Origin of the sequence: Mycobacterium sp. (genome assembly GCF_044223235.1) — a bacterium.
Taxonomy (GTDB): domain Bacteria; phylum Actinomycetota; class Actinomycetes; order Mycobacteriales; family Mycobacteriaceae; genus Mycobacterium.
On the sequence record NZ_JBGAME010000003.1, the window covers coordinates 73,797 to 96,372 of the forward strand.

Consider the following 22,576-nt stretch of genomic DNA (forward strand, 5'->3'; position numbering starts at 1 on the left):
TGATGCGATTCGATCCGTTTCGTGAACTCGACCGGTGGGCCGAGCAGGCCGTGGCCGGCGCGCGCGCCGCGCGCACCTTTCCGATGGAGGCGTTCCGGCGTGGTGACCAGTTCATTGTCGCCCTCGATGCACCGGGCATGAAGGGGAGCGATATCGATGTCACGGTCGAGCGCAACGTCATCGAGATCACTGCGCGTCGGCGCCCGTTGCGGCAGGAGGGTGACGAGCTGATCGTCGATGAGCGGCCGCAAGGCGAGTTCCGTCGCCAACTGTTTCTCGGCGACAACCTCGATCCCAACAAGATGACCGCTGCATGTGAGAACGGCGTGCTGACGTTGACCATCCCGGTGTCGGAGCAGAGCAAGCCCCGCAAGGTTGAAATCAACACCGCCGATGAGGGTCAGCAGGCCATTCGAGCCGAATCCGCGCCACAAACCGTGGACGCATAGGAGGAGTGATGGCTGAGCATTCGACAGTGGCGACTTCGGCGGTGCGGCCCAACGAGCCCGCTCGCCAGGTGATCGCCACCTTCGACAAATACGCCGACGCTGAACGCGCGGTCGATTACCTCTCCGATCAGCAATTCGAGGTCAACCGGGTGGCCATCGTCGGCCGTGATCTGGAGTACGTGGAGCAGGTCGTGGGCCGGTTGAGCTACGGCGGGGCGGCGCTGCGCGGCGCGGGCTCGGGCGCCCTGGTCGGCGCGCTGATCGGCTGGATCTTCGGGCTGTTCAACTGGATCGAACCATTGATCCTCGCCCTGGTGCTGGCCTGCTACGGCCTGATGTTTGGTGCCATCGTCGGCGCTCTGCTCGGCCTGCTCATCCACGCGCTACAGGGGGGTCGCCGCGACTTCCACTCCGTGAGCGGACTGCAGCCCAAGTACTACGACGTCGTCGCCGACGTTGAGGTAGCCGACCGTGCGCTGCAAATCCTCACCAGCGGCAACCGAAGGGAATAGAAGATGGCAACAGCGGTAGGCATCGATCTCGGGACAACCAACTCGGTGATCGCCGCCTGGCAGGGCGGGGAACCGATCGTGATCCCCAACGCCGAAGGGGCACGCACCACGCCCTCGGTGGTGGCGTTCACGGAAAGCGGCGAGCGCCTGGTCGGGCAACTGGCCAGGCGCCAGTCGATCATGAACCCGAAGGGCACCATCTATTCGGCGAAGCGATTCATCGGCCGCCGCTTCGACGAGATATCGGAAGAAGCCAAGGCGGTCAGCTTCGACGTTGTCGAGGGCGACGGTGGCGCCGCCCGGTTCGAAGTACGCGGCAAGAAGTATTCGCCCGAGGAGATCAGCGCGCAGGTGCTGCGCAAACTCGTCGACGACGCCGGCAAGTTCCTCGGTGAGCGGGTCAAGGAAGCGGTGATCACCGTTCCGGCGTATTTCAACGACGCCCAACGCAACGCCACCAAGGATGCGGGCCGCATCGCCGGCCTCGACGTGCTGCGCATCATCAACGAGCCTACGGCCGCGGCGCTGGCCTACGGGCTGGACAAGAAGGGGCACGAGACGGTGCTTGTCTTCGACCTCGGCGGCGGTACGTTCGATGTCAGCCTGCTAGACGTGGGTGACGGGGTGGTCGAGGTCCGCGCCACGGCCGGCGATTCGCACCTGGGTGGCGATGACTTCGACCGGCGGCTCGTCGACTACCTGGCCGATGAGTTCCAGCGTGAGAACAACATCGATTTGCGGAAAGATCCGCAGGCACTGCAGCGGCTCTTCGAGGCGGCCGAGAAGGCCAAGGTCGAACTGTCGTCGGTGGCTCAGACCCAGGTCAATCTGCCGTTCATCACCGCCGACGCCAGCGGACCGAAGCATCTGACCACCGCGATCATGCGATCGAAGTTCGAGGACCTCACCGCGGACCTGGTCGAGCGAACGATGGGCCCGGTCAAACAGGCGATGGGCGACGCCAAGGTGAGCGCGAACGACATCGACGAGGTGATCCTGGTGGGCGGTTCCACCCGGATCCCCGCAGTCCAGGCTTTGGTGCGCCGGCTCACCGGCGGCAAGGACCCCAACATGAGCGTGAACCCCGACGAGGTCGTCGCGCTCGGCGCCGCGATCCAGGCCGGTGTGCTCAAGGGCGAGGTCTCCGACGTCTTGCTGCTCGACGTCACCCCATTGTCGCTGGGTGTGGAGACCGCTGGCGGGCTGATGACCAAGATCATCGAGCGCAACACCACCATCCCGGCACGGCGCAGTGAGGTGTTCACCACCGCAGCGGACAACCAGCCGGCTGTGGATGTCGTTGTGCTGCAGGGTGAACGGGAACTGGCCCAGGACAACCGGGTACTCGGTCGATTCAAGCTGGAGAACATCCGCCCGGCCCCCAGGGGTGAACCGCAGATCGAGGTCACCTTCGACGTCGACGCCAACGGCATCCTGCATGTCACAGCACGCGATAAGGACACCGGCGCCGAGCAGGGCATCACGATCAGCGAGCAGTCCAATCTCGATAAGAGCGAGGTGGATCGGATGCTCGCCGAGGCCGAGGCCAACCGCCGCGAGGACGAGCAACTTCGCAAGGCCGTCGAGGCGCGCAACGCGCTTGACTCGGCGGCATACCAGGTGGAGCGCCGGCTCGCCGAATTGGGCGACTCGGCGGCGCCGCACGATCGGGCACGCGCGGAGATGCTGGTCGCCGACGCGCGCCAAGCCGTTAAGGAAGACGCGCCGATGGATCGGGTGCGGTCCCTGACGTCCGAACTGCAGCAAGTGCTTTATGGGCTGCAACCCATGCCGTCCGGTGGCGGCAACGGGCAACCGACCGGCGACCGCCATGGCTCTGGCGTTGGAGACGACGACGTGGTCGACGCCGAGTTCGACCGGGGATGAGCACTAATGGTCAGCCCCGCAGAGCATTCCAGAACCGAAGTGGACGATGACCGGGTAGACGAAAACCCGCCAGAAGCGGTTGGCGCCGAACCGGATTCAAATAAGGAGCTGGCCAAGCTCGAGGACCGCTGGCGCCGCGCTGCGGCCGATCTGGACAATTTGCGCAAGCGGCATGCCCGCGAACTGGACCGCGAACGAGCAACGGAACGATCCAGGGTGGCCGGTGCGTGGCTGCCCATCGTGGACAACCTGGAGCGGGCGATCAGTCATGCCGGTGACCAGTCCGACGCGGTTGTCGAGGGCGTGCGGAGCACTCTCGAACAAGCCCTACAGGTTCTCGAGCAGCTCGGCTATCCGCGCGATGCGGAGGCAGGGGTGCCCTTCGACCCGCAGCGTCACGAGGTGGTCGGTGTGGTGGACCAGCCGGACAGCGCGCCCGGCACGGTTGTCGAAGTGCTTCGACCGGGCTACGGCGAACGTTCGAGGCAACTGCGGCCGGCGGCCGTGGTGGTCAGCCGACGCGGGGAGTGACGCTTCGTGGCCCGCGACTACTATGAAGTGCTCGGGGTGTCCCGGGACGCGACCGCCGATCAGATCCAGCGGGCGTTCCGCACACTGGCGCGCAAGCATCACCCGGACGTCAACAAGGATCCAGCGGCCGAGGAGCGGTTCAAGGAGGTCAACGAGGCCTATCACGTGCTATCGGACCCCGAAACCCGCAAGCGCTACGACCGATTCGGCGAAGACTTCCGCAAGGTTCCCGACGACTGGGAAGAGCGGGTGGGCGCCGGTACGGGTGGTGGCTTCCGGGGTGGAGGGCCTTCCGGCGCGCGGGTGCGCTACGGCCAGGGCTTCGGCGGCGACGGCGGCATCAACATCGAAGACCTTTTCGGCGACATGTTCGCCGGCAGTGGCGGATTCGGCCCGATTCCGGGTGCCGACCAGGAGGCGGTGCTGGAGTTGACCGTCGAGGAGGCCTACCGGGGCGGCAAACGGCAACTCTCGCTCGATGGCCGCAACTACGGGGTAAACATTCCCGCCGGTGTCATCGACGGTCAGCGGATACGGCTGGCGGGAGAGGGCGGCCGAGGCAGCGGCGATGGGCCGGCCGGTGATCTGTACCTGCGGGTGCGCATCAAACCGCATCCCCGATTCCGGCTCGACGGACGCGACGTCACCGTCGATCTGCCCGTGTCGCCATGGGAGGCGGTGCTGGGGACCACTGTAGCTGTTCCAACTCCCGGCGGCGAAGCGAAAGTTAAGGTGCCGCAAGGGTCGTCGACCGGCCGGTGGTTGCGGCTTCGCGGCGAAGGCATGCCCAACCCGCGCGGTGCCGCGGGCGACCTCTTCGCAGAAATCAAGGTGATGGTTCCACCCAAACCGACTGCGCGGGAACGTGAACTCTTCGAGCAACTGGCGGCGGAGTCCACATTCGACCCGAGGAGGGGGCGATGACCGCATCACGCTATGCCCTGGCGCGGCGGCCCGGGATGCAGCTCGACGCCTTTGCAACGCGCTGCGGGTTGCATCCCGACATGGTGCGCCGACTGGTGGCGCTGGGCCTCGTCACTTGCCAGCAGGATGCCCGCGGCGATCTCTGGTTCGAACCGTCTGCAGTGATGACAGTCGCCCGCATCCAGCGGTTGAGGACCGGCCTGGGACTGAACTACGCGGCTATCGGGCTGGTCCTCGACCTGCTGGACCACATCGAAGAGCTGGAATCCGCTTCTCGTCGAGGGAGGACATCGCGATGGACATCAACAAGCTGACGCAGAAGTCACAGGAAGCGTTGGCCGATGCGCAGAGCATCGCGACGCGGATGGGCCACACCGAGGTCGACGGCGAACATCTGTTGATGGCGCTGATCGACCAGCCCGAGGGTCTCGTGCCGCGACTGCTTGATCAGGCGGGCGCCGACACCGCGGCGCTGCGTGCGGACCTGGAACGCGAGCTGAACCGGCGTCCGAAGGTCAGCGGCCCCGGCGCCACGCCGGGCCAGGTCTCTGTCACCAGGCGCCTGGCGAACCTGCTGGAGGCCGCCGAGCGGGAAGCCAAGCGGCTCAAAGACGAATACGTATCGGTGGAGCACCTTGTCATCGTCCTCGCCGAAGAGGGTTCGGCGAGTGCCGCCGGACGGATTCTTGCATCGCACCACGTGACTCGGGACTCCTTCCTGACTGCGCTGACCAAGGTCCGCGGTAACCAGCGGGTCACCTCCGCGACCCCGGAGGGCGCCTACGAGGCGCTGGAGAAGTACGGCCGCGACCTGGTCGCCGAGGGCCGCGCCGGCAAGCTGGACCCGGTGATCGGCCGAGACGCCGAGATCCGCAGGGTGATCCAGATCCTCAGCCGCAAGACCAAGAACAACCCGGTGCTCATCGGCGACCCCGGCGTCGGCAAGACCGCGATCATCGAAGGCCTGGCCCAGCGCATCGTGCGTGGCGACGTCCCAGAAGGCTTGCGCGACAAGACAATATTCTCCCTCGACATGGGCTCACTGGTGGCAGGGGCGAAGTATCGGGGCGAGTTCGAGGAACGATTGCAGGCGGTGCTGTCCGAGGTGAAGGCCGGCGAAGGCCGGATTCTGCTGTTTGTCGACGAGTTACACACGGTAGTCGGCGCCGGGGCGACGGAGGGGTCGCTGGACGCCGGCAACATGCTCAAGCCGATGCTCGCCCGCGGTGAGCTGCACATGATCGGCGCCACCACCCTCGACGAATACCGCAAGCACATCGAAAAGGACGCCGCGCTGGAGCGCCGGTTCCAGACCGTGCTGGTCGACGAACCTGACGTGGAGGACACCGTATCGATCCTGCGCGGCCTGCGCGAACGCCTCGAGGTGTTCCACGGCGTGAAGATCCAGGATGCCGCCCTAGTGGCCGCCGCCACGTTGTCGCATCGCTACATCACCGACCGCTTCCTGCCCGATAAGGCGATCGACCTGGTGGACGAGGCGTGTGCGCGGCTGCGCACCGAAATCGACTCCATGCCAGCGGAGTTGGATGAGCTCACCCGCCGGGTCACCCGGCTCGAGATCGAGGAGGCGGCGCTGGCCAAGGAGACCGACGCGGCCAGCAAGTCCCGTCTGGAGGAACTTCGCAAAGAACTGGCCGATCTGCGAGCCGACGCCGACGCCCGGCGCGCGCAATGGGATGCCGAACGGCAGGCGATCCGGCGGGTACAGGAACTGCGCGGGCAACTCGAGCAGCTACGGCACGAGGCCGAGGAAGCCGAACGCAACTATGACCTCAACCGGGCGGCCGAGTTGCGCTACGGCCGCATCACCGAACTGGAGCGCAAACTGCAAGCGGCAGAGGAACAGCTGCAGTCCAAGCAGGGCGAAAAGCCCCTGCTGCGCGAGGTCGTCACCGAGGACGAGATCGCCGAAATCGTGGCCGCATGGACCGGCATACCGGTCGCGCGATTGCAGGAGGGTGAACGGGAAAAGCTGCTGCGGCTCGACGAAATACTGCACGAGCGGGTGATCGGCCAGGATGAGGCTGTCCAGCTGGTCTCCGATGCGGTGATTCGGGCCCGCTCCGGAATCCGGGATCCGCGTCGCCCGATCGGTTCGTTCATCTTCCTCGGACCCACCGGGGTCGGTAAGACCGAGCTCGCGAAGACGCTGGCCGCCGCGTTGTTCGACAGCGAGGACAACATGGTTCGGCTGGACATGAGCGAATACCAGGAGCGGCACACGGTGAGCCGGTTGGTCGGTGCGCCACCGGGTTACGTCGGCTACGAGGAGGGCGGCCAGCTCACCGAAGCTGTGCGTCGCAAGCCGTACTCGGTGGTGCTGCTCGACGAGATCGAAAAGGCGCACGCCGATGTGTTCAACACCCTGCTGCAGGTGCTCGACGACGGCCGGCTCACCGATGCACAGGGACGTCAGGTCGACTTCCGCAACACGGTGGTCATCATGACCTCCAACATCGGATCGCACCACCTGCTCGACGGCGTCACCGCGGACGGCGAGATCAAGCCCGACGCGCGGGACCGGGTGATGGCCGAGTTGCGCGGACACTTCCGGCCCGAGTTCCTCAACCGCGTCGACGACATCGTGCTATTCACGCCGCTATCGATGCCGCAGATCGAACGGATCGTCGCGCTGCAGCTGACCGAGCTGCGGGATCGGTTAGCGGAGAGGCAGATCGAGCTCGACATCTCCCCGGAAGCACGCCGGATGATCGCCGAACACGGCTACGATCCGGTGTATGGCGCGCGACCGCTGCGCCGCTACATCGCCCACGAGGTAGAAACCAAGATCGGCCGGGCGTTGCTACGCGGCGACATCGCGGGCGGTGGCAAGATCCGTGTCACCGTGGCGAACGGCGAACTGGCCGTCGACTATTCGGAACCGGCCCTGGCGGCCTGACTGAGGAGAGGCCATGGAATCAGACATCATGACATGCCCGCACTGCGGAAAACGCAACCGGGTACCCGCGGCGGCCGCAGGTAAGCCCCGGTGTGCCAACTGTCACCAGTGGCTGCCGTGGATCGCTGCGGCCGGCGACGGAGACTTCGCTGATGTTGCCGAAAAGTCCTCGGTTCCAGTACTTGCCGACCTGTGGGCGACCTGGTGTCAACCGTGTCGCATGGTGAGTCCGGCGCTGGAGCAGCTCGCCACCGAACGTGCCGGACAACTCAAACTGGTCAAGGTCGACGTGGACAAAGCGCCGGCGATTTCGCAGCGGTTCGCGGTGCAGGCGGTGCCGACGCTGCTGCTCCTTGACCACGGGCAAATACTGGCGCGGCAAGCGGGTGCCGCTCCCGTTGCGGCGCTGCGCAACTGGCTGGATCAGGCGCTGTCGGCCGGCAGCGCGAAGGAGGCAGGGTCATGACTTCCGTAGGTATCGATCCACACGTGGCGGCGATCCGCCAGGTGCGCCCGCGCGCGAACGGCTGCGAGGAATGCCTGCAGCTCGGCACACCGTGGGTACATCTGCGGCTGTGCCTGACGTGCGGGCATGTCGGCTGCTGCGACTCGTCACCGATGCGGCATGCCCGGGCACATGCCCACTCGATCGGGCACCCGATCGTGCAGTCTTTCGAACCCGGCGAGAACTGGCGCTGGTGCTATGTCCACGAAAATTATGTCTGAGAGCGCCATCGACCAGCGCGCATCGACTCCGCTGGCCGAAACCCCCGACATCTACGGCGCGTACCCGCGACTGTCCGACGATCAGATTTCCACCCTCGAGGCAGGCGGCGCCCGGCGCGCCGTCGACACGGGCGAAACGCTTGTCCGCGAAGGTGAGCGCTCCGACTACTTGTTCGTCATTCTGTCCGGCAAGGTCGCCGTCACCACGACCGACGAGGCGGGCAATCGGCACGTGATCCGGGTACATGGCCCCGGGCGGTTCCTCGGGGAGCTGGGCGACCTAGAGGGCCAAGCCGCGTTCTACACCGCCGAAGTGGTGGAACCCGGCGAAGTACTCGTGGTGGCGACCGAGCGGGTGCGTGCGCTGGTCGCCCACGATCCGTTGCTCAGTGACCTCATCCTGCGCGCATACCTGTTACGCCGCTCGCTGCTGATTCAGGAAGGAACCGGGTTCCGGATCATCGGCTCCTGTTATGACCCCGATACCTTGCGGCTGCGAGAATTTGCTGCGCGAAACCGGTTGCCGCACAGATGGATTGACCTGGAACGTGACGAAAACGCCGAGCGGCTGCTGCAGCGGTTCGGAGTACCGCCGCAACACACTCCCGTGGTGATCTGGGGCGGTGAGGTGCTGCGGAACCCGACCAACACCCAGCTGGCCCGCCGGGTCGGTCTGTCGGTGCCCGACACGGTGCCCGACGAATCCGACGTCGTGGTGGTGGGCGCTGGTCCGGCCGGACTGGGCGCGGCGGTGTATGGCTCCTCGGACGGCCTGATCACCGCGGCCATGGAGCGGATCGCAATCGGAGGGCAGGCCGGGACGTCTTCGAGGATCGAGAACTACCTCGGATACCCGGGCGGCATCTCGGGTGCCGACCTGGCCGAACGGGCCGCTCTGCAGGCCGGCAAGTTTGGCGCGCGGATCATCGTCTCCGCGGAGGTTATCCGCCTGGAATCTGACGGCGGACACCATCTGCTCCGCCTCGTCGATGACGCGTCTTTGGTCGCTCGAGCCGTCGTGATTGCCACGGGAGCGCGGTATCGTAGGCTCGCCGTACCGGGAATCGAATCGTACGAGGGCAACGGCGTGTACTACGCCGCCACCATTCAAGAAGCGTTGATGTGCGGTACGGGTCCCGTCGTCATTGTGGGGGGTGGTAACTCCGCGGGCCAGGCGGCGATCTTCCTCGCAGCGCGGGTTTCGCGGGTGTACGTGCTGATCCGCGGCGACGACCTGAACAAAAGCATGTCCCGATATCTCGTCGACCAGATTCACCAGCACCCCCGCGTGACCGTGCGGTCTTGTACCGAGATCCGGGAGGTGCACGGAGACCGTGGGCTCACGGCGGTGGTGGCCGAGGACAAACGGACCGGCGAGCATCATTCGATTGAGACCTGCGCTCTGTTCGTTTTCATCGGCGCGGATCCCAATACTTCGTGGCTCGCCGGCGCCATCGAACTCGACGACCACGGCTTCGTGCCGACCGGCCAGGCTGCGCTCTACTCGGACACCGACGGCAATCAGGGGCGGATGCAACGTCAGCCGATGATGCTGGAGACCAGCCGGCCCGGTGTGTTCGCAGCGGGCGACGTGCGTAGCGGCTCGGTCAAGCGGGTGGCCTCCGCGGTCGGCGAGGGATCGATGGCGATCCGCCAAATCCACGAATACTTCGGGACCTGATCGCCGGCACTCGCCCCGACCGGTGACCGGCCACCATTCGGCAATACTGAACCGGTGACCTGACTCGGACTCACTCACGCAGACGGCACAAAGCCGCCTCGGCCCACCGCGCAACCAGGATGACGGGACGAGGAAGGCCAACCAGGTCAGATGTGCGGACTGTCGATGTCGTACCGGGGCCAGGACGCCGCTGGGGCGGTGAGTTTGGCGGATCCGACAATCTGGCAGTTGTCCGACACGATGGGCCCTTGGCGCTTGACCGCGGCGACCGTGTTGGCGAGCGCAGCGTTAATCGCGTGCACCGAGAAACCTGTCGCCGCCGGAACATTATTGGGCATCGGCGCCCACCGATGGCAGACTGCCGGGATGGTCGCGATCCTGGTGACGGGCATGTCTGGCGTCGGTAAGACGACGGCCCTGGAGGAGTTGGCGCGGCGCGGTTTCCATACTGTGGACACCGACGACGAAACCTGGATCGAGATCGTCCACGGGGAACCACTGTGGCGTGAGGAGCGCATCGACGCGCTGCTGGCCGCCCCGCGCACGGGCGCGCTGTTCGTCCAGGGGACGGTGGCCAATCAGTGGCGCTTCTATGACCGATTCGGAGCCATCGTCCTGCTCAGCGCGCCGGTGGAGGTCATCCTGGAACGGGTGCGCACCCGCACGAACAACGGATTCGGCAAGAACCCCGAGGACCGCGACCGGATGGTGCGCGACATCGCCGAAACCGAGCCACTGCTGCGCAGCGCGGCGTCACACGAACTGGACACCTCGCGGCCGCTGCGCGAGGTCGTCGAAGCGCTGATCGGGATCGCGCAGAACCGCTGAGCCGCACAGCATCACCGGGACGTTCGACGACGTCCCCCGCGCGGCACGCCCGGCGCGTCGAGCGGTACCGCGGGTTCGAACCCACCGATTCCACGCATTGCCGTGCTGCGCGACGCCCTCCGTCATCGTCCTTGCCGCGCGGTTGGCACGCACTCCCTCGACGACGACATTCGGTCCGAAACCCCGCGTTGTCTGCCAGAATCGACACCACAGGTTGCGGTGGGGATGCGCGGCGAGGGCACGTAGGGGTGTGGGGATGAGCGGCTATCCTCCGGTCGACAGGGAAGCCTTCACCAGAAGCATCGTGCTGAACGGGTATCTCGCCTGGCGCCTGGCTTCGCCGGTTGACCCGTACGCCGACCCCAGCATCGTCACGCCCCAGGCGCGCAGGACGTTGCTCACGCTTCTGGCGCGACGCCCCGATCGCCGATTCCGGTGGCTGTCGGACAACAGCGCGTTGCTGTCGTTCCCTGTCACACCGTGCGGGTCGTTGCGGCACGCGGTGGACCGGCTGACGGCCGAGCACCAACCGCACCATTGGTATCGCGGTCAGAGCCAGCAGTACGTCGCCGTCTACGAAGGACAGCTCCCGTCGATCGGCAATGTGCGATTGGCATTCGACGCTCTCATGCCGAGCTACTTTCGGCGGGTCACCACCCCCGTGCCCGCCGAGTGGGACGGGGCGGTCAACACCCAGGACCGGCCTTCGACGTCCTATGTCGCGGGCGCGCTGCGGGCGATGATGCGCTCGCAGCAGGACGAGATGCGAAGGCATGTCGTGCGATTCCTCGGCGACATCAGGATGGCGTCCATAGCGAGGGCGCTGAGCCGGCAGTCGGGCTGGGCGGTGAGCCATCCGGAATCGGAGTCGCAATGGCTGGCGGGAACCAACCTGGGCCGAAGCCAACTCGACCTGATCGCACTCGCCCAGCATTACGAATTCGGATCGGTGATGGTCGACGTGACCAACTCCGTCGACGTCGCGTCCTGGTTCGCCAGTCGTCGCTATGCGGACGGGACGGTCATCGTCGAGTCGCGGTCGCCGGGCATCATCTATCGCTTCAACAAACACCAGATCGACGAGGTGCTTCGCACCCGCTTCGTCGTCCGCCAGGACTCCGGCCCCGGCGGCGCGGCGCGGACACTACTCCCACAGCTAGGCCTGTTCGGTCTGGTGGACATCTCGCAGCTGCCGGCCGAGACCGCGCGGCGGCCAGGGGCGCAGCGCGGTGGCAGCCTGTTCGGCTTCGAGAATTCGGTGCTGCATCTGATGTTGTGCGAGGGCGCGGCCGTGGAGGCATTCACCTTCCCGCATGCGCCGTCGGACGCGGACGTCAGCGGTCTGACCAAGGCGCAGCTCTGCCCGCCGGACGATCCGGCGCTGGCGACGTTCGATGCGAGCGTCGAGGACGGCGCCGCGCTGTCGCCCGACGAACTCGACACCTTCCTGCGGGACGCCGGCGTCGCCGACGACGAACGTGAACACTTGGTTCATCTGCTTCGGGAGGGCGTGCTGTGATCGCCGTGCGGAACTGGCGGGTTCACGCGGCGCTCTCGGCCGGAGCCGCCCTGCTCGCGGTCGCGGGCTGCGCCGACGGCGATCCCGCTCCGGTGACCACCGTTGTGTTCGACGGCGAGACATACACGATCGACGGTCAGGTGTCCTGTGCCTGGCAGCCGGACGGCAGGTTGCTGATCAACGCACCGTCGAGAGCCAGTGGGTTGGGCGGCAAGAAGCTGGTGCGAGTGCTGCTCGCCGAGGATTACCGGATCGTCGTCACTTCGGCCGGCTTCCGGCATCTCGACATCCGCGGATTCACCGACAACCCGGACGAGATGTGGGCGACCAAGGCCGACGACACCTACACCGTGCGCGGTCGGATGCCACCGGGCGACGGGGAGATCACCGGGCATCAGTTCAGCATTGCCGTCACGTGTCCGGCGATCGAAAAGTCCACCCGGTCACCGCAATTCCCGCCGATGATCCCGCTGCCGTGACGCGGCGGGTCGCTGCGCTCAGTGTCCAGGGTCGCTGCGCTCAGTGTCCAGGGTCGCTGCGCTCAGGGCCCATTGCGCAGGTGATGTACTGCTCGTGGCACGCCCGGCGGGCCAACTTACCGCTGGTGGTTCGCGGTATGCCGCCCGCGGGCAGGAAACGCACGTCGGACACCGCCAACCCGTGCCGCTGGGACACCGCCGCGCGGATCGCTGCGATCGCCGGGGCGGGATCGGTGCGCGCGGTGCCCGCTGCACGTTCCGCGACGATCACCAGCCGTCCTTCCGGGCAATCGCCGGGACCACCCGAATCATCATGCGCCACAACGGAGAACGCGGCGACGTAGCCGCGCCGCACGGTCGGCGACGCCTGTGCGACCGTCGCTTCGATGTCGTGGGGGCAGTGGGTGCGGCCGTCGATGACCACCGCATCCGCGGTGCGGCCGGTGACATAGAGCTCACCGTCGAGATAGAACCCGAGATCGCCGGTGCGTAGCCAGGTGCGCCAGGCCGGCGCGTCCTGGGCGTGGCTTCCCGCGGTCAACCGGGAGTGGAGCACGGCTCCGAAGGTGCGGCGCGTCTCGTCCGGCCGCTGCCAGTAGCCACTGCCGATGTTGTTGCCCTGCAGCCAGATCTCGCCGACCCGTTCATCGGGAAGCTCGTCGCGGGTATCGGGGTCGACGATCACCGCCAACAGGCTGCGCGCCACCCGGCCGCATGAGACATGGGCCACCGCGTCGGGGTCATCGGCGGCGGTGCGGACAACGCGACCGGCGGTCAATTGCCCACGGTCCAAGTGCACCGCCGACGCCCGCGTTCCGGGTTCAATGGTGGCGATCAGCAGCGTGGCTTCCGCTATCCCGTATGACGGCCGGATCGACGTGGCGGGCAAACCATAGGGGGCGAAGGCCTGGTTGAAGGCCCGCACCGCGTCGATGCTGACCGGTTCGGAACCGATGATCATCGCGACGTTGCTGAGGTCGACGTCCTCACCCGCTGAGGGAAGGCCGCGCTGCGCCGTCCACTCGTAGGCGAAGTTCGGCGCCGCGGTGACGACGTTGCCGGTGCGCGAGCCGGCGGCCAATGCCTGGATCCACCGCTGGGGCCTGCGGATGAAGGCGGTCGGTGACATCAGTGTGGAGTGGCCGCCGTACACCGTCGGGAAGCCGATCATCGAAAGGCCCATGTCGTGATACAGCGGTAACCAGCTCACGCCGTGGGTGTTTCGGTCCAGCAGGTCGATCGACAGGATCATTTGCATCAGGTTCGTGCCGACCGCGCGGTGGGTGATCTCGACGCCGACCGGGCGCCGCGTCGCACCCGAGGTGTACTGCAGGTGGGAGATGTCGTCGGGACCCAGCTCGGTGGGGACGAACGACTCCCCCGCCGAGTCGGGGATGTCCTCGATGACGATCACCTGCGGCGGCCTCGCGTCGGCGTGTTTGGCCAGGAACTCCTGGACCGATCCGATGGCCGCCGCGGTGGTCAGCACGACGGCGGGCCGGGCATCGCCAAGCGCCGTCTCGAGACGTTCGGCATGACCCGGGAGTTCCGGCGCGAACAGCGGCACCGCGATCGCCCCGGCCTTGATCGCGGCGAAAAAGCCCGTGACGTATTCGAGGCCCTGCGGCGCGAGGATCGCGACCCGTTCACCGCGGGTGGTGACCTGTTGGACCTGTGCGGCGATGGCCCGCAACCTGGTGCCGAGCCCGTTCCAGGTCATCTCGTCTGCGTGCCCCTCCGCGGAGCGGCTGAAATCCAGGTAGCGATAGGCCACGGCGTCTCCGACGGCCCGGATATTGCGCTCGATGAGCGAGATCAGCGTCAGGTCGGACGGCAGCTCGATCCCGCCCGAGGCGTCCAGACAGTCCTCGATCCGCAGCAGACCCGTCGACACCTGCACCGCACCGCCTTCCATGAGCGCAGTTTAGGCGCAGGCCGCGCCGCCACCCGGGGATCTCACCGTGGGCGAGGCGCGCGAATCGGTCTCTGGATCTGCCTCAGCGCTGGATGATCCGGACCAGATAGGGAGCCATGGTGTCCGTGCGGACCTGCGAGACCTTGACCGCGGGCGGACCGGCTTCGAGCATGAGGCCGTTCCCGAGGAACAGTGCGACGCTCTGGGTGCCGTCGGGCCCGAAGAAGATCAGGTCGCCGGGCAGCGCCTGCGACGGCAGCACCTTGGTGCCGACCTTGTACTGCTCCCCCGAGGACCGCGGCAGCTTGATACCCACCCCGGCGAACGAGTACACCATCAGGCCCGACGCGTCGAAGCCCGTAACACTCGGCTGCGCTGCGGCCGCCTTCGGTTCCGTCCCCGCGGTGGTGGTGTGCGGGACGACACCGGCGAGGGTCAGACCCCCGGTGGTCGCGGGAATCGGCGCGGCGGCCGGAGTGACCGGATCGGTGCTGGGCGGTGGCGCGATGCCGACGGTCGGGCCGGAGACGTCGCCGCCGCCGTAGGTGTAGGGGACGCCGCGCTGCGCAAGGCCGCGTTCGATCACGTACTGGATAGCCTGGGCTCGGGTGCCGGTCCAGGTATCGGCGACTGCGAAGCCCGGCGCCGCGACCAACAGCGCCAGGGCGATCACCAGGACCCAGCCACGCTTCATTCGAAATCCACCTGTTCTTCGGGCGATTCGTGCACGCTTGTTGCGACGAGCGACGAGCGCATCCCGATGTGCACAAATCGCAAGGGGTTAATCACTTCTACCCCACCAGTCACACGGCTGCCCAGCCAGCAAAGGCTCCGGCGGAAGATTTTGTCGGACCGTGACCCAACGGTGACCGCCCGTGATCACGCTCCGGCTGCGGCCGGGAGTGTCGATGTGACGTTTGCCAGGCGCTCAGGACTGGTTGCCGGGGCCGTAGAGCCGGGCCAAGTCGGGCGAGTCGAGCCAGCCGGAATAGGTTGGCCGGGACGGCCAGCCCTCGGGAGAATCCAGCCATTCCTCCTGCCGACCCCAAGGCAGCAGGTCGATGAGCGCAAACGAGTGGCTGAGCTGCTCGGTGCCGCGGCCCGACGTGTGCCAGGTGCGGTAGACGGTGTCGCCGTCGCGCAGGAAGACGTTGACGCCGAATCCGCCGCCGGGCGGTGCGTCGACGTCAGCGCCGAACGTGCTCCCTGCCGATGAGTACCACTCCATCGCGTTGCCGACCTTGTCGCGGTAGGCCAGCGCCTCCTCGATTGGGCCATTGGTGACGATGACGAAGCGGGCGTCGTAGTTGTCGAGGAAGCCCAGTCGAGTGAACTGCGAGGTGAACCCGGTACATCCGCCGCACTGCCACTCGGCGCCGTCCTCCCACATGTGGTGGTAGGTGATCAGCTGCGAGCGTCCCCCGAACACGTCGCTGAGGGACAGGGGGCCGTCACGGCCGACCAGGGTGTAGTCGGGCATCTTCACCATGGGCAGCCGGCGGCGCTGAGCGGCGATCGCGTCGAGTTCTCTGGTGGCGGCCTTCTCCCGGCGGCGCAGGTCGTCGAGCGCGGCGCGCCAGGTGTCCTGATCAACCACCGGCGGCAGTGCAGTCGCCCCGGTGGACGGTGTGTTATCGGTCATGGATGTACTGACCGACCCGGCCGCCCGATCTCATCGCCGGGGTATCGGGATCAGGAGGTGCCCAGTGCGGCGAGCGCGGCGTCGTAATCGGGCTCCTGCGCGATCTCGGCCACCAGTTCCGTATGGGCGACGGTGCCGTCGCTGCCGATCACCACGACGGCTCGCCCGAGCAGTCCGGCCATCGGGCCGTCGGCGATGGTGATTCCGTAATCCTTGCCGAAACTGTCGCGGAAGGCCGATGCCGTGACGACATTGTCAATGCCTTCGGTGCCACAGAATCGCTTCTGCGCGAACGGCAGATCGTTCGACACGCACAACACCGCGGCGCCCCCGGAGGCCGCCCATTCGTTGAAGGTTCGCACGCTCGTCGCGCATACCGGGGTGTCGATAGACGGAAAGATGTTCAGCAGCAGGGGCTTACCGCGGAACTGTGCGCTGCTGACCTGGCCCATGTCGGTGCCGGTCAGGGTGAACGCGGGTGCCGGGGATCCGACGGCGGGCAGTTCGCCGACCGTGTTGATCGGATTTCCACGCAGGGTTATCTGTGCCATGGCCACAGTCTGCCAAGGCCGCCGCGACGCGGGCAGGCCAGGGTGGATGGCGGCCTTCCGGAGGGCGGCTCAACCGTTCCACCGTGGCGTGTGTTGTGCCCCAAAGTGTTTCGGCCAGAGCGAAATCCGCTGGGCCGGGGGCGGGTGCGGGGTAGCGTCAACGGAATGCGGCCGCTCGAGCCAAAGCAACTGGCACCCTCGCTGTATCAGGTGCGCGTGCCGGGAGACGGCGCGTATCTGTTGAACTGCTACCTGTGGCTGGCCGGGGACGGTGTGACCGTCGTCGACACCGGCTGGCCGAACAGCGCCGGGTTGATCGCCGACGTGCTGGACGCCCTCGGCAGGCGTCGCGACGAGGTGACCAGGATCGTCCTGACGCATTTCCACCACGATCACAGCGGCGCGGCCGCCGAGATCGCCGGCTGGGCGGCCGTCGAGGTCGTCGCCGGCGCACCCGATGCGCCGTATGTGGCCGGCATTCAGCCAGGCCCGCTGCCCGAGCTGACCGCAGCCGAGCGGGCGATACACCCCGAGTCCGCCGGGCCACCCCAGGGACCGCCGTGCCGCGTCGACCGTACGGTCGACGACGGTGACGTGCTGGGCTTCGCGGGAGGCGCCCGCGTGGTGGCCGTCCCCGGCCACACCCCCGGCAGCATTGCCCTGTACCTGCCTGCCGCCGACGCCCTGCTCACCGGCGACGCCGTCGCCGAGTTCGAGGGCCAGGTGATCCTCGGAGTGTTCAACACGGATCGTGCTGCCGCACGGCGCTCGCTGGACAAGCTCGCTGCGACCGGGGCGCAGATCGCGGGCTTCGGCCACGGAGAGGCGGTCCTGTCCGGTGCATCGGCGCGCATCGCCGCGGCGATCGACGTTTTCGCCGACCACCTCGATCACCGCACACAGGATCACCGCACGCAGCCATAGCGGAGTGCCAGACCGGCCAGGACACCTGTGGGATATTGGGGACGCGCTCCCCGACCACACCTCGGCGCAGAAGTCAGGAGACGGACGTGACCGGTATCTACGACACGGGCCTGGACAAGAACGCCGCGAACTACGCGGCGCTGTCGCCGGTGAGCTTCGTCGAACGCAGCGCCGAGATCTTCGGGGACCTGCCCGCGCTCATCCACGGCGAGCGGCGCTACACCTGGCGGGAGCTGCGTGACCGCTCGGCGCGGCTGGCCGCGGCATTGCGGGCGATGGGAGCCGGGCGCGGCACGACGGTGACGACGATGCTGGCCAACACACCCGAAATGATCGAGGCGCATTACGCCTGCGCGGGGATCAACGCGGTGATCAACACCCTCAACACGCGGCTGGACTCGGCGACGCTGGCCTGGCAGATGAACCATTGCGAGGCCGCGGTGGTGATCACCGACCGGTCGTTCGAACACGCGATGGGACCCGCATTGAAGATCCTCGAGGAGGAGTACGGCCGCACGCCGATCGTCGTCGACGTGTGCGACAGCGAGTACGACGGACCAGGTGAACGGCTCGGCGACCTGGAGTACGAGGCGGTGCTGGCGGAACACGAACCGCTCGTCCGGCTCGAAGGTCCCGCCGACGAATGGGACGCGATCGCGGTCAGCTACACCTCTGGTACCACCGGCGACCCGAAGGGCGTCGTCACACACCACCGCGGTGCCTACCTCAACGGGGTGGGCAACGCCGTGACGTGGTCGATGCCGCACTATCCGCGCTACCTGTGGACCCTACCGTTGTTCCACTGCAACGGCTGGTGCTTCCCGTGGACGATCGCGATGCTCGGCGGCGTCCACATCTGCCTGCGCCAAGTGGACGCGTCATCGATCCTCGCGGCGATGCGCGATCACGGCGTCGACCACTACTGCGCCGCGCCGATCGTGCACAGCATGATCATTTCGGCTCCGTCCGGGGATCGTTCGGGAATTCGGCAACGGGTGCGCGGCATGGTCGCGGCGGCGGCTCCCCCGGCCTCGATGATCGAGGGCATGGCCAAGATCGGCTTCGACATCACCCACGTGTACGGGCTGACGGAGGTGTACGGGCCGGCCTCGGTGGCGGTCAAGCGGGAGAGCTGGACGGACGAGAGCCTGTCGGAGCAGACCCGGCTCAACGGCCGTCAGGGTGTGCGATACGCGCTGCAGGAAGGGATGACCGTGCTGGATCCGGCATCCATGGACGAACTTCCCGCCGACGGAGAGACGATGGGCGAGATCATGTTTCGCGGCAACATCGTCATGAAGGGCTACCTGAAGAATCCGGCGGGTACCGAGAAGGCGTTCGCCGGTGGCTGGTTTCACACCGGGGATCTGGCGGTCATGGAGCCCGACCACTACGTGAAGATCAAGGATCGCAGCAAGGACATCATCATTTCCGGCGGTGAGAACATCAGCTCGCTGGAGGTCGAGGACGCGTTGTACCGGCACCCGGCGGTGATGGCGTGCGCCGTCGTCGCGATGCCGCACCCGACATGGGGTGAGACACCGGTGGCCTACGTCGAACTCAGGGAGGGCGCCGCCGCGACGGCGGAAGACTTGATCTCGCACTGCAAGGAGCTGCTCGCACACTTCAAGGCGCCGAAAGAGGTTCGGTTCGAACCGATCCCGAAAACTTCGACGGGCAAGATCCAGAAGTTCCAGCTACGCGAGCGAGCCAAGAGCACCGCGGCGATCGAATGAGGTCGAGATGACGGACGAACCACTGCTGCAACATGATCGGGACGGGCGCGGCGTCGTCAGGCTCACACTGAATCGCCCCACGGCGTTCAACGCGCTGTCGGAGGCCATGCTCGCCTCCCTCGGACGCGCGCTCGCCGGCCTGGCCGAGGATGACACGGTGCGCGCGGTGGTGCTCGGCGCGTCCGGCAAGGCGTTCTGCGCGGGCCACGACCTCAAGGAGATGCGGTCGGCGCCCTCGCTGGACTACTACCAACGGTTGTTCGCCGATTGCACCGAGGTGATGCTGGCGATCCAGCGGCTGCCGGTGCCGGTCATCGCCCGAGTGCACGGCCTCGCCACCGCCGCAGGCTGCCAACTCGTGGCGATGTGTGACCTCGCGGTGGCCAGCCGCGATGCCCGCTTCGCGGTCAGCGGTATCAACGTCGGACTGTTCTGCGCCACACCGGGTGTGGCGCTGACGCGGAATGTGCCCCGCAAGGCGGCGTTCGAGATGCTGGTCACCGGCGACTTCGTGTCCGCCGAGGAGGCGCTTGCGCTCGGGCTGGTCAACAAGGTGGTGGCATCCGACGCACTCGACGACGAGATCGAGTCGGTGGTCGCCCGGATCGTCGCCAAGCCACGTGTCGCCGTCGCGATGGGTAAGGCCCTGTTCTACCGGCAGATCGAAGTCGGCATCGAATCCGCCTATCAGGACGCGGCAGCGACGATGGCGTGCAACATGATGGACCCGAGCGCGCTCGAGGGCGTCGCGGCGTTCATCGAGAAGCGCCCGCCGAGTTGGTCGGCGGCGAGGGCGGCTGCGACGTAACGCCAAGTGGCGAGAGCCGGCAGGTGATTGCGCGCCCTGAATCGGTCGCTGCCGGCCAGTCCCCGGAACGTGCCACCCTCGGCCAAGCATGCGCCGTATTGTCGGGAGAAAGGCGGTCCAATCCCGAGCGATCGTCGGCGGGAACAGCGCTGAACAGGAGCGAATGCCCATGGCCACCATCGAAGCTGAGCTACAGGCCCCCACGCCGTTCGCGCGGGACGTCGCCGCCACGCAGGCGTACTTCGACAGTTCCCGCTATGAGGGCATCACCCGCCTGTACTCGGCCCGCCAGGTCGCCGAGCAGCGGGGGACGATCCCCACCGACTACACGGTGGCCCGCGAGGCCGCCGAAGCGTTCTATCCGCGGCTGCGAGAGTTGTTCGCGCAGAAGAAGAGCATCACCACCTTCGGCCCATACTCACCGGGCCAGGCGGTCGTGATGAAGCGGATGGGCATCGAGGGCATCTACCTGGGTGGGTGGGCCACTTCGGCGAAAGGCTCCATCAGCGAAGATCCGGGGCCCGACCTGGCCAGCTACCCCCTCAGCCAGGTCCCCGACGAGGCGGCCGGCCTGGTGCGTGCGCTTCTGACGGCCGACCGCAACCAGCAGTACCTCCGGCTGCGCATGACTCCCGAGCAGCGCGCCTCGACCCCGGAGTACGACTACCGGCCGTTCATCATCGCCGACGCCGACACCGGCCACGGCGGCGACCCGCACGTGCGCAACCTGATCCGTCGCTTCGTCGAATCCGGTGTGCCCGGCTATCACATCGAGGACCAGCGCCCAGGTACCAAGAAATGCGGCCATCAGGGCGGCAAGGTGCTGGTCCCGTCGGACGAACAGATCAAGCGCCTCAACACCGCCCGGTTCCAGCTCGACATCATGCGGGTGCCCGGAATCATCGTGGCGCGCACCGACGCCGAAGCCGCCAACCTGATCGACAGCCGTGCCGACGAGCGGGATCAGCCGTTCCTGCTGGGCGCAACCAACCTGAAGATCCCCTCCTACAAGTCCTGCTTCCTGGCCCTGATGCGGCGCTTCTACACCCAGGGCGTCAGCGAGCTCAACGGCCACCTGTTGTACGCGCTTCCCGAGGGCGAGTACGCCAGCGCCGAGGCCTGGCTGGACCATCACGGCCTGCTGGCACTGGTCGATGAGACCGCCGCGGCGTGGCAGGACGGCCGGGAACCCTCGGTCGAGGTCGCCTTCGACAAGGTGGAGTCGAGATTCGTCGATGTCTGGCAGGACGACGCCGGGCTGGACACCTATGGCGGGGCGGTGGCCGAACTGCTCGAGTTCCGCGAGCGTGAGGGTGAGCAGCCGTCGATGAGCGCCGCCGACTGGCGCGCGTTCGCCGAGCGCGCGTCGCTGTACAGCGCCCGCACGAAGGCCAAGGAGCTGGGGGCCGACGTCGCTTGGGACTGCGAACGGGCCAAGACGCCCGAGGGCTACTACCAGGTGCGCGGCGGTATCCCGTACGCGATCGCGAAGTCGTTGGCCGCGGCGCCATTCGCCGACATCCTGTGGATGGAGACCAAGACCGCCGACCTCGCTGACGCCAGGGAGTTCGCCGAGGCCATCCACGCCGAGTTCCCCGACCAGATGCTGGCCTACAACCTGTCGCCGTCGTTCAACTGGGACACCACCGGGATGACCGACGAGGAGATGCGGGCGTTCCCAGAGGAACTCGGAAAGATGGGATTCGTCTTCAACTTCATCACCTACGGCGGCCACCAGGTCGACGGTGTCGCCTCCGAGGAGTTCGCCACCTCGTTGCGGCAGGAGGGCATGCTGGCCCTCGCGCGCCTGCAACGCAAGATGCGTCTGGTCGAATCGCCTTACCGCACACCGCAAACCCTCGTCGGCGGCCCACGAAGCGATGCGGCGCTTGCGGCCTCCTCCGGCCGCACCGCGACCACCAAATCCATGGGCAAGGGTTCGACGCAGCATCAGCATCTGGTCCAGACCGAGGTGCCGAAGAAGCTACTGGAGGACTGGCTGGCGCTGTGGAGCGAGCATTACGCGCTCCAGGAGAAGCTTCGCGTGCAACTGCGCCCGCGCCGCGCCGGCTCCGACGTACTCGAGCTCGGGATCTACGGCAGTGACAACGAGGACAACGAGATGCTCGCCAACGTCGTCGTCGATCCGATCAAAGATCGGCACGGCCGCAGCATCCTCACCGTGCGCGACCAGAACACCTACGCCGAGAAGATGCGCCAGAAGCGCCTGATGACGCTGATCCATCTCTGGCTGGTGCACCGCTTCAAGGCCGACGCGGTGTACTACGTGACGCCGACCGAGGACAACATCTATCAGACCGAGAAGATGAAGTCGCACGGGATCTTCAGCGACGTCTACCAGGAGGTCGGCGAGATCATCGTCGCCGACGTGAACCAGCCGCGGATCGCGGAGCTGTTGGCACCCGACGGCCAGGCGCTGGGACGGCTGATCCGCAAGGAGGACTAGCGAGGACTAGCGCCCGCTGCGGGGGGTGAGCTCGCTCACCTCACGGGCCGGAAGCCGCCATACTCACGTCGTCGCCT

General features: G+C 66.9%; 22 protein-coding genes. 17 read left to right on the forward strand and 5 right to left on the reverse strand.

Annotation, left to right across the window (positions count from 1 at the left end):
• Positions 1–2 precede the first annotated feature (2 nt).
• From ADBZ6K_RS06120 to ADBZ6K_RS06165, 10 genes are read left to right on the forward strand one after another with little or no spacing between them, the layout of a single operon-like run.
• Positions 3–449, forward strand: coding sequence for an Hsp20/alpha crystallin family protein (locus ADBZ6K_RS06120; RefSeq protein WP_526344991.1), 447 nt, complete (start codon positions 3–5; stop codon positions 447–449).
• Positions 450–457: 8 nt separating this feature from the next.
• Positions 458–961, forward strand: coding sequence for a general stress protein (locus ADBZ6K_RS06125; RefSeq protein ID WP_526344992.1), 504 nt, complete (start codon positions 458–460; stop codon positions 959–961).
• Positions 962–964: 3 nt separating this feature from the next.
• Positions 965–2,848 (forward strand): molecular chaperone DnaK, encoded by a 1,884-nt coding sequence (gene dnaK, locus ADBZ6K_RS06130; protein ID WP_526344993.1) that lies wholly within the window; start codon positions 965–967, stop codon positions 2,846–2,848.
• Positions 2,849–2,854: 6 nt separating this feature from the next.
• On the forward strand, positions 2,855–3,379 hold the full coding sequence (locus ADBZ6K_RS06135) for a nucleotide exchange factor GrpE (RefSeq protein WP_526344994.1): 525 nt from the start codon (positions 2,855–2,857) through the stop codon (positions 3,377–3,379).
• A 6-nt stretch (positions 3,380–3,385) separates the two neighbouring features.
• On the forward strand, positions 3,386–4,303 hold the full coding sequence (locus tag ADBZ6K_RS06140; protein ID WP_526344995.1) for a DnaJ C-terminal domain-containing protein: 918 nt from the start codon (positions 3,386–3,388) through the stop codon (positions 4,301–4,303).
• Entirely contained in the window at positions 4,300–4,617 is a 318-nt protein-coding gene (locus ADBZ6K_RS06145) for a chaperone modulator CbpM (protein WP_526344996.1), read from the forward strand. The genes ADBZ6K_RS06140 and ADBZ6K_RS06145 overlap by 4 nt, the downstream gene beginning before the upstream one ends.
• Positions 4,599–7,223: an ATP-dependent chaperone ClpB gene (gene clpB / locus ADBZ6K_RS06150; protein WP_526344997.1), complete on the forward strand. Its 2,625-nt coding sequence runs from the start codon at positions 4,599–4,601 to the stop codon at positions 7,221–7,223. The genes ADBZ6K_RS06145 and clpB overlap by 19 nt, the downstream gene beginning before the upstream one ends.
• Positions 7,224–7,236: 13 nt before the next feature.
• Positions 7,237–7,689, forward strand: a complete 453-nt coding sequence (gene trxA, locus ADBZ6K_RS06155; protein ID WP_526344998.1) for a thioredoxin — start codon at positions 7,237–7,239, stop codon at positions 7,687–7,689.
• Positions 7,686–7,949: a UBP-type zinc finger domain-containing protein gene (locus ADBZ6K_RS06160; protein WP_526344999.1), complete on the forward strand. Its 264-nt coding sequence runs from the start codon at positions 7,686–7,688 to the stop codon at positions 7,947–7,949. Before trxA ends, ADBZ6K_RS06160 begins: the two co-directional genes overlap by 4 nt.
• The gene (locus ADBZ6K_RS06165; protein WP_526345000.1) at positions 7,942–9,630 is read left to right on the forward strand and encodes an FAD-dependent oxidoreductase; all 1,689 of its coding nucleotides are present in this window, start codon (positions 7,942–7,944) and stop codon (positions 9,628–9,630) included. Before ADBZ6K_RS06160 ends, ADBZ6K_RS06165 begins: the two co-directional genes overlap by 8 nt.
• Positions 9,631–9,776: 146 nt before the next feature.
• Here ADBZ6K_RS06165 and ADBZ6K_RS06170 read toward each other — a convergent pair whose 3' ends face one another.
• On the reverse strand, positions 9,777–9,932 hold the full coding sequence (locus ADBZ6K_RS06170; RefSeq protein WP_526345001.1) for a hypothetical protein: 156 nt from the start codon (positions 9,930–9,932) through the stop codon (positions 9,777–9,779).
• Positions 9,933–9,996: 64 nt separating this feature from the next.
• Between ADBZ6K_RS06170 and ADBZ6K_RS06175 the strand changes: the two genes are divergently transcribed.
• From ADBZ6K_RS06175 to ADBZ6K_RS06185, 3 genes are all read left to right on the forward strand, one after another.
• The gene (locus tag ADBZ6K_RS06175) at positions 9,997–10,458 is read left to right on the forward strand and encodes a shikimate kinase (RefSeq protein ID WP_526345002.1); all 462 of its coding nucleotides are present in this window, start codon (positions 9,997–9,999) and stop codon (positions 10,456–10,458) included.
• 256 nt (positions 10,459–10,714) lie between these two features.
• Positions 10,715–11,977, forward strand: a complete 1,263-nt coding sequence (locus ADBZ6K_RS06180; RefSeq protein ID WP_526345003.1) for an FRG domain-containing protein — start codon at positions 10,715–10,717, stop codon at positions 11,975–11,977.
• The gene (locus tag ADBZ6K_RS06185) at positions 11,974–12,456 is read left to right on the forward strand and encodes a lipoprotein LpqH (protein ID WP_526345004.1); all 483 of its coding nucleotides are present in this window, start codon (positions 11,974–11,976) and stop codon (positions 12,454–12,456) included. Before ADBZ6K_RS06180 ends, ADBZ6K_RS06185 begins: the two co-directional genes overlap by 4 nt.
• Positions 12,457–12,496: 40 nt before the next feature.
• On the opposite strand, the gene ADBZ6K_RS06190 is transcribed toward ADBZ6K_RS06185, so the two are convergent.
• The 4 genes from ADBZ6K_RS06190 to tpx all read right to left on the reverse strand — a co-directional run bounded on the left by ADBZ6K_RS06190 (position 12,497) and on the right by tpx (position 16,564).
• Entirely contained in the window at positions 12,497–14,371 is a 1,875-nt protein-coding gene (locus ADBZ6K_RS06190) for a fatty acyl-AMP ligase (RefSeq protein WP_526345005.1), read from the reverse strand.
• Between the two features lie 82 nt (positions 14,372–14,453).
• Complete coding sequence (ripD, locus tag ADBZ6K_RS06195; RefSeq protein ID WP_526345006.1) at positions 14,454–15,065, reverse strand: NlpC/P60 family peptidoglycan-binding protein RipD; 612 nt, start codon at positions 15,063–15,065, stop codon at positions 14,454–14,456.
• A 234-nt stretch (positions 15,066–15,299) separates the two neighbouring features.
• Positions 15,300–16,013 (reverse strand): DUF899 domain-containing protein, encoded by a 714-nt coding sequence (locus tag ADBZ6K_RS06200; RefSeq protein ID WP_526345007.1) that lies wholly within the window; start codon positions 16,011–16,013, stop codon positions 15,300–15,302.
• Between the two features lie 50 nt (positions 16,014–16,063).
• Positions 16,064–16,564, reverse strand: a complete 501-nt coding sequence (gene tpx, locus ADBZ6K_RS06205) for a thiol peroxidase (protein ID WP_526345008.1) — start codon at positions 16,562–16,564, stop codon at positions 16,064–16,066.
• Positions 16,565–16,729: 165 nt separating this feature from the next.
• Between tpx and ADBZ6K_RS06210 the strand changes: the two genes are divergently transcribed.
• The 4 genes from ADBZ6K_RS06210 to aceA all read left to right on the forward strand — a co-directional run bounded on the left by ADBZ6K_RS06210 (position 16,730) and on the right by aceA (position 22,499).
• Positions 16,730–17,488, forward strand: coding sequence for an MBL fold metallo-hydrolase (locus tag ADBZ6K_RS06210; protein ID WP_526345009.1), 759 nt, complete (start codon positions 16,730–16,732; stop codon positions 17,486–17,488).
• Positions 17,489–17,574: 86 nt separating this feature from the next.
• Positions 17,575–19,224 carry an acyl--CoA ligase family protein gene (locus tag ADBZ6K_RS06215; protein WP_526345010.1) on the forward strand — a complete coding sequence of 550 codons (1,650 nt, stop codon included), beginning with the start codon at positions 17,575–17,577 and terminating at the stop codon, positions 19,222–19,224.
• Between the two features lie 7 nt (positions 19,225–19,231).
• Positions 19,232–20,032, forward strand: coding sequence for an enoyl-CoA hydratase (locus ADBZ6K_RS06220; RefSeq protein WP_526345011.1), 801 nt, complete (start codon positions 19,232–19,234; stop codon positions 20,030–20,032).
• A 169-nt stretch (positions 20,033–20,201) separates the two neighbouring features.
• Positions 20,202–22,499, forward strand: coding sequence for an isocitrate lyase ICL2 (gene aceA, locus ADBZ6K_RS06225; RefSeq protein WP_526345012.1), 2,298 nt, complete (start codon positions 20,202–20,204; stop codon positions 22,497–22,499).
• Positions 22,500–22,576: the final 77 nt, after the last annotated feature.

Bases quoted from the DNA above. Each gene is read 5' to 3' on its own strand.
- ADBZ6K_RS06145 (WP_526344996.1), top strand. From the start codon at position 4,300: ATGACCGCATCACGCTATGCCCTGGCGCGGCGGCCCGGGATGCAGCTC.
- ADBZ6K_RS06190 (WP_526345005.1), bottom strand. From the start codon at position 14,371: ATGGAAGGCGGTGCGGTGCAGGTGTCGACGGGTCTGCTGCGGATCGAG.
- ADBZ6K_RS06165 (WP_526345000.1), top strand. From the start codon at position 7,942: ATGTCTGAGAGCGCCATCGACCAGCGCGCATCGACTCCGCTGGCCGAA.
- ADBZ6K_RS06210 (WP_526345009.1), top strand. From the start codon at position 16,730: ATGCGGCCGCTCGAGCCAAAGCAACTGGCACCCTCGCTGTATCAGGTG.
- ADBZ6K_RS06200 (WP_526345007.1), bottom strand. From the start codon at position 16,013: ATGACCGATAACACACCGTCCACCGGGGCGACTGCACTGCCGCCGGTG.
- ADBZ6K_RS06135 (WP_526344994.1), top strand. From the start codon at position 2,855: ATGGTCAGCCCCGCAGAGCATTCCAGAACCGAAGTGGACGATGACCGG.
- ADBZ6K_RS06125 (WP_526344992.1), top strand. From the start codon at position 458: ATGGCTGAGCATTCGACAGTGGCGACTTCGGCGGTGCGGCCCAACGAG.
- ripD (WP_526345006.1), bottom strand. From the start codon at position 15,065: ATGAAGCGTGGCTGGGTCCTGGTGATCGCCCTGGCGCTGTTGGTCGCG.
- tpx (WP_526345008.1), bottom strand. From the start codon at position 16,564: ATGGCACAGATAACCCTGCGTGGAAATCCGATCAACACGGTCGGCGAA.
- ADBZ6K_RS06175 (WP_526345002.1), top strand. From the start codon at position 9,997: ATGGTCGCGATCCTGGTGACGGGCATGTCTGGCGTCGGTAAGACGACG.
- ADBZ6K_RS06160 (WP_526344999.1), top strand. From the start codon at position 7,686: ATGACTTCCGTAGGTATCGATCCACACGTGGCGGCGATCCGCCAGGTG.
- trxA (WP_526344998.1), top strand. From the start codon at position 7,237: ATGGAATCAGACATCATGACATGCCCGCACTGCGGAAAACGCAACCGG.
- clpB (WP_526344997.1), top strand. From the start codon at position 4,599: ATGGACATCAACAAGCTGACGCAGAAGTCACAGGAAGCGTTGGCCGAT.
- ADBZ6K_RS06120 (WP_526344991.1), top strand. From the start codon at position 3: ATGCGATTCGATCCGTTTCGTGAACTCGACCGGTGGGCCGAGCAGGCC.
- dnaK (WP_526344993.1), top strand. From the start codon at position 965: ATGGCAACAGCGGTAGGCATCGATCTCGGGACAACCAACTCGGTGATC.
- ADBZ6K_RS06220 (WP_526345011.1), top strand. From the start codon at position 19,232: ATGACGGACGAACCACTGCTGCAACATGATCGGGACGGGCGCGGCGTC.
- aceA (WP_526345012.1), top strand. From the start codon at position 20,202: ATGGCCACCATCGAAGCTGAGCTACAGGCCCCCACGCCGTTCGCGCGG.
- ADBZ6K_RS06180 (WP_526345003.1), top strand. From the start codon at position 10,715: ATGAGCGGCTATCCTCCGGTCGACAGGGAAGCCTTCACCAGAAGCATC.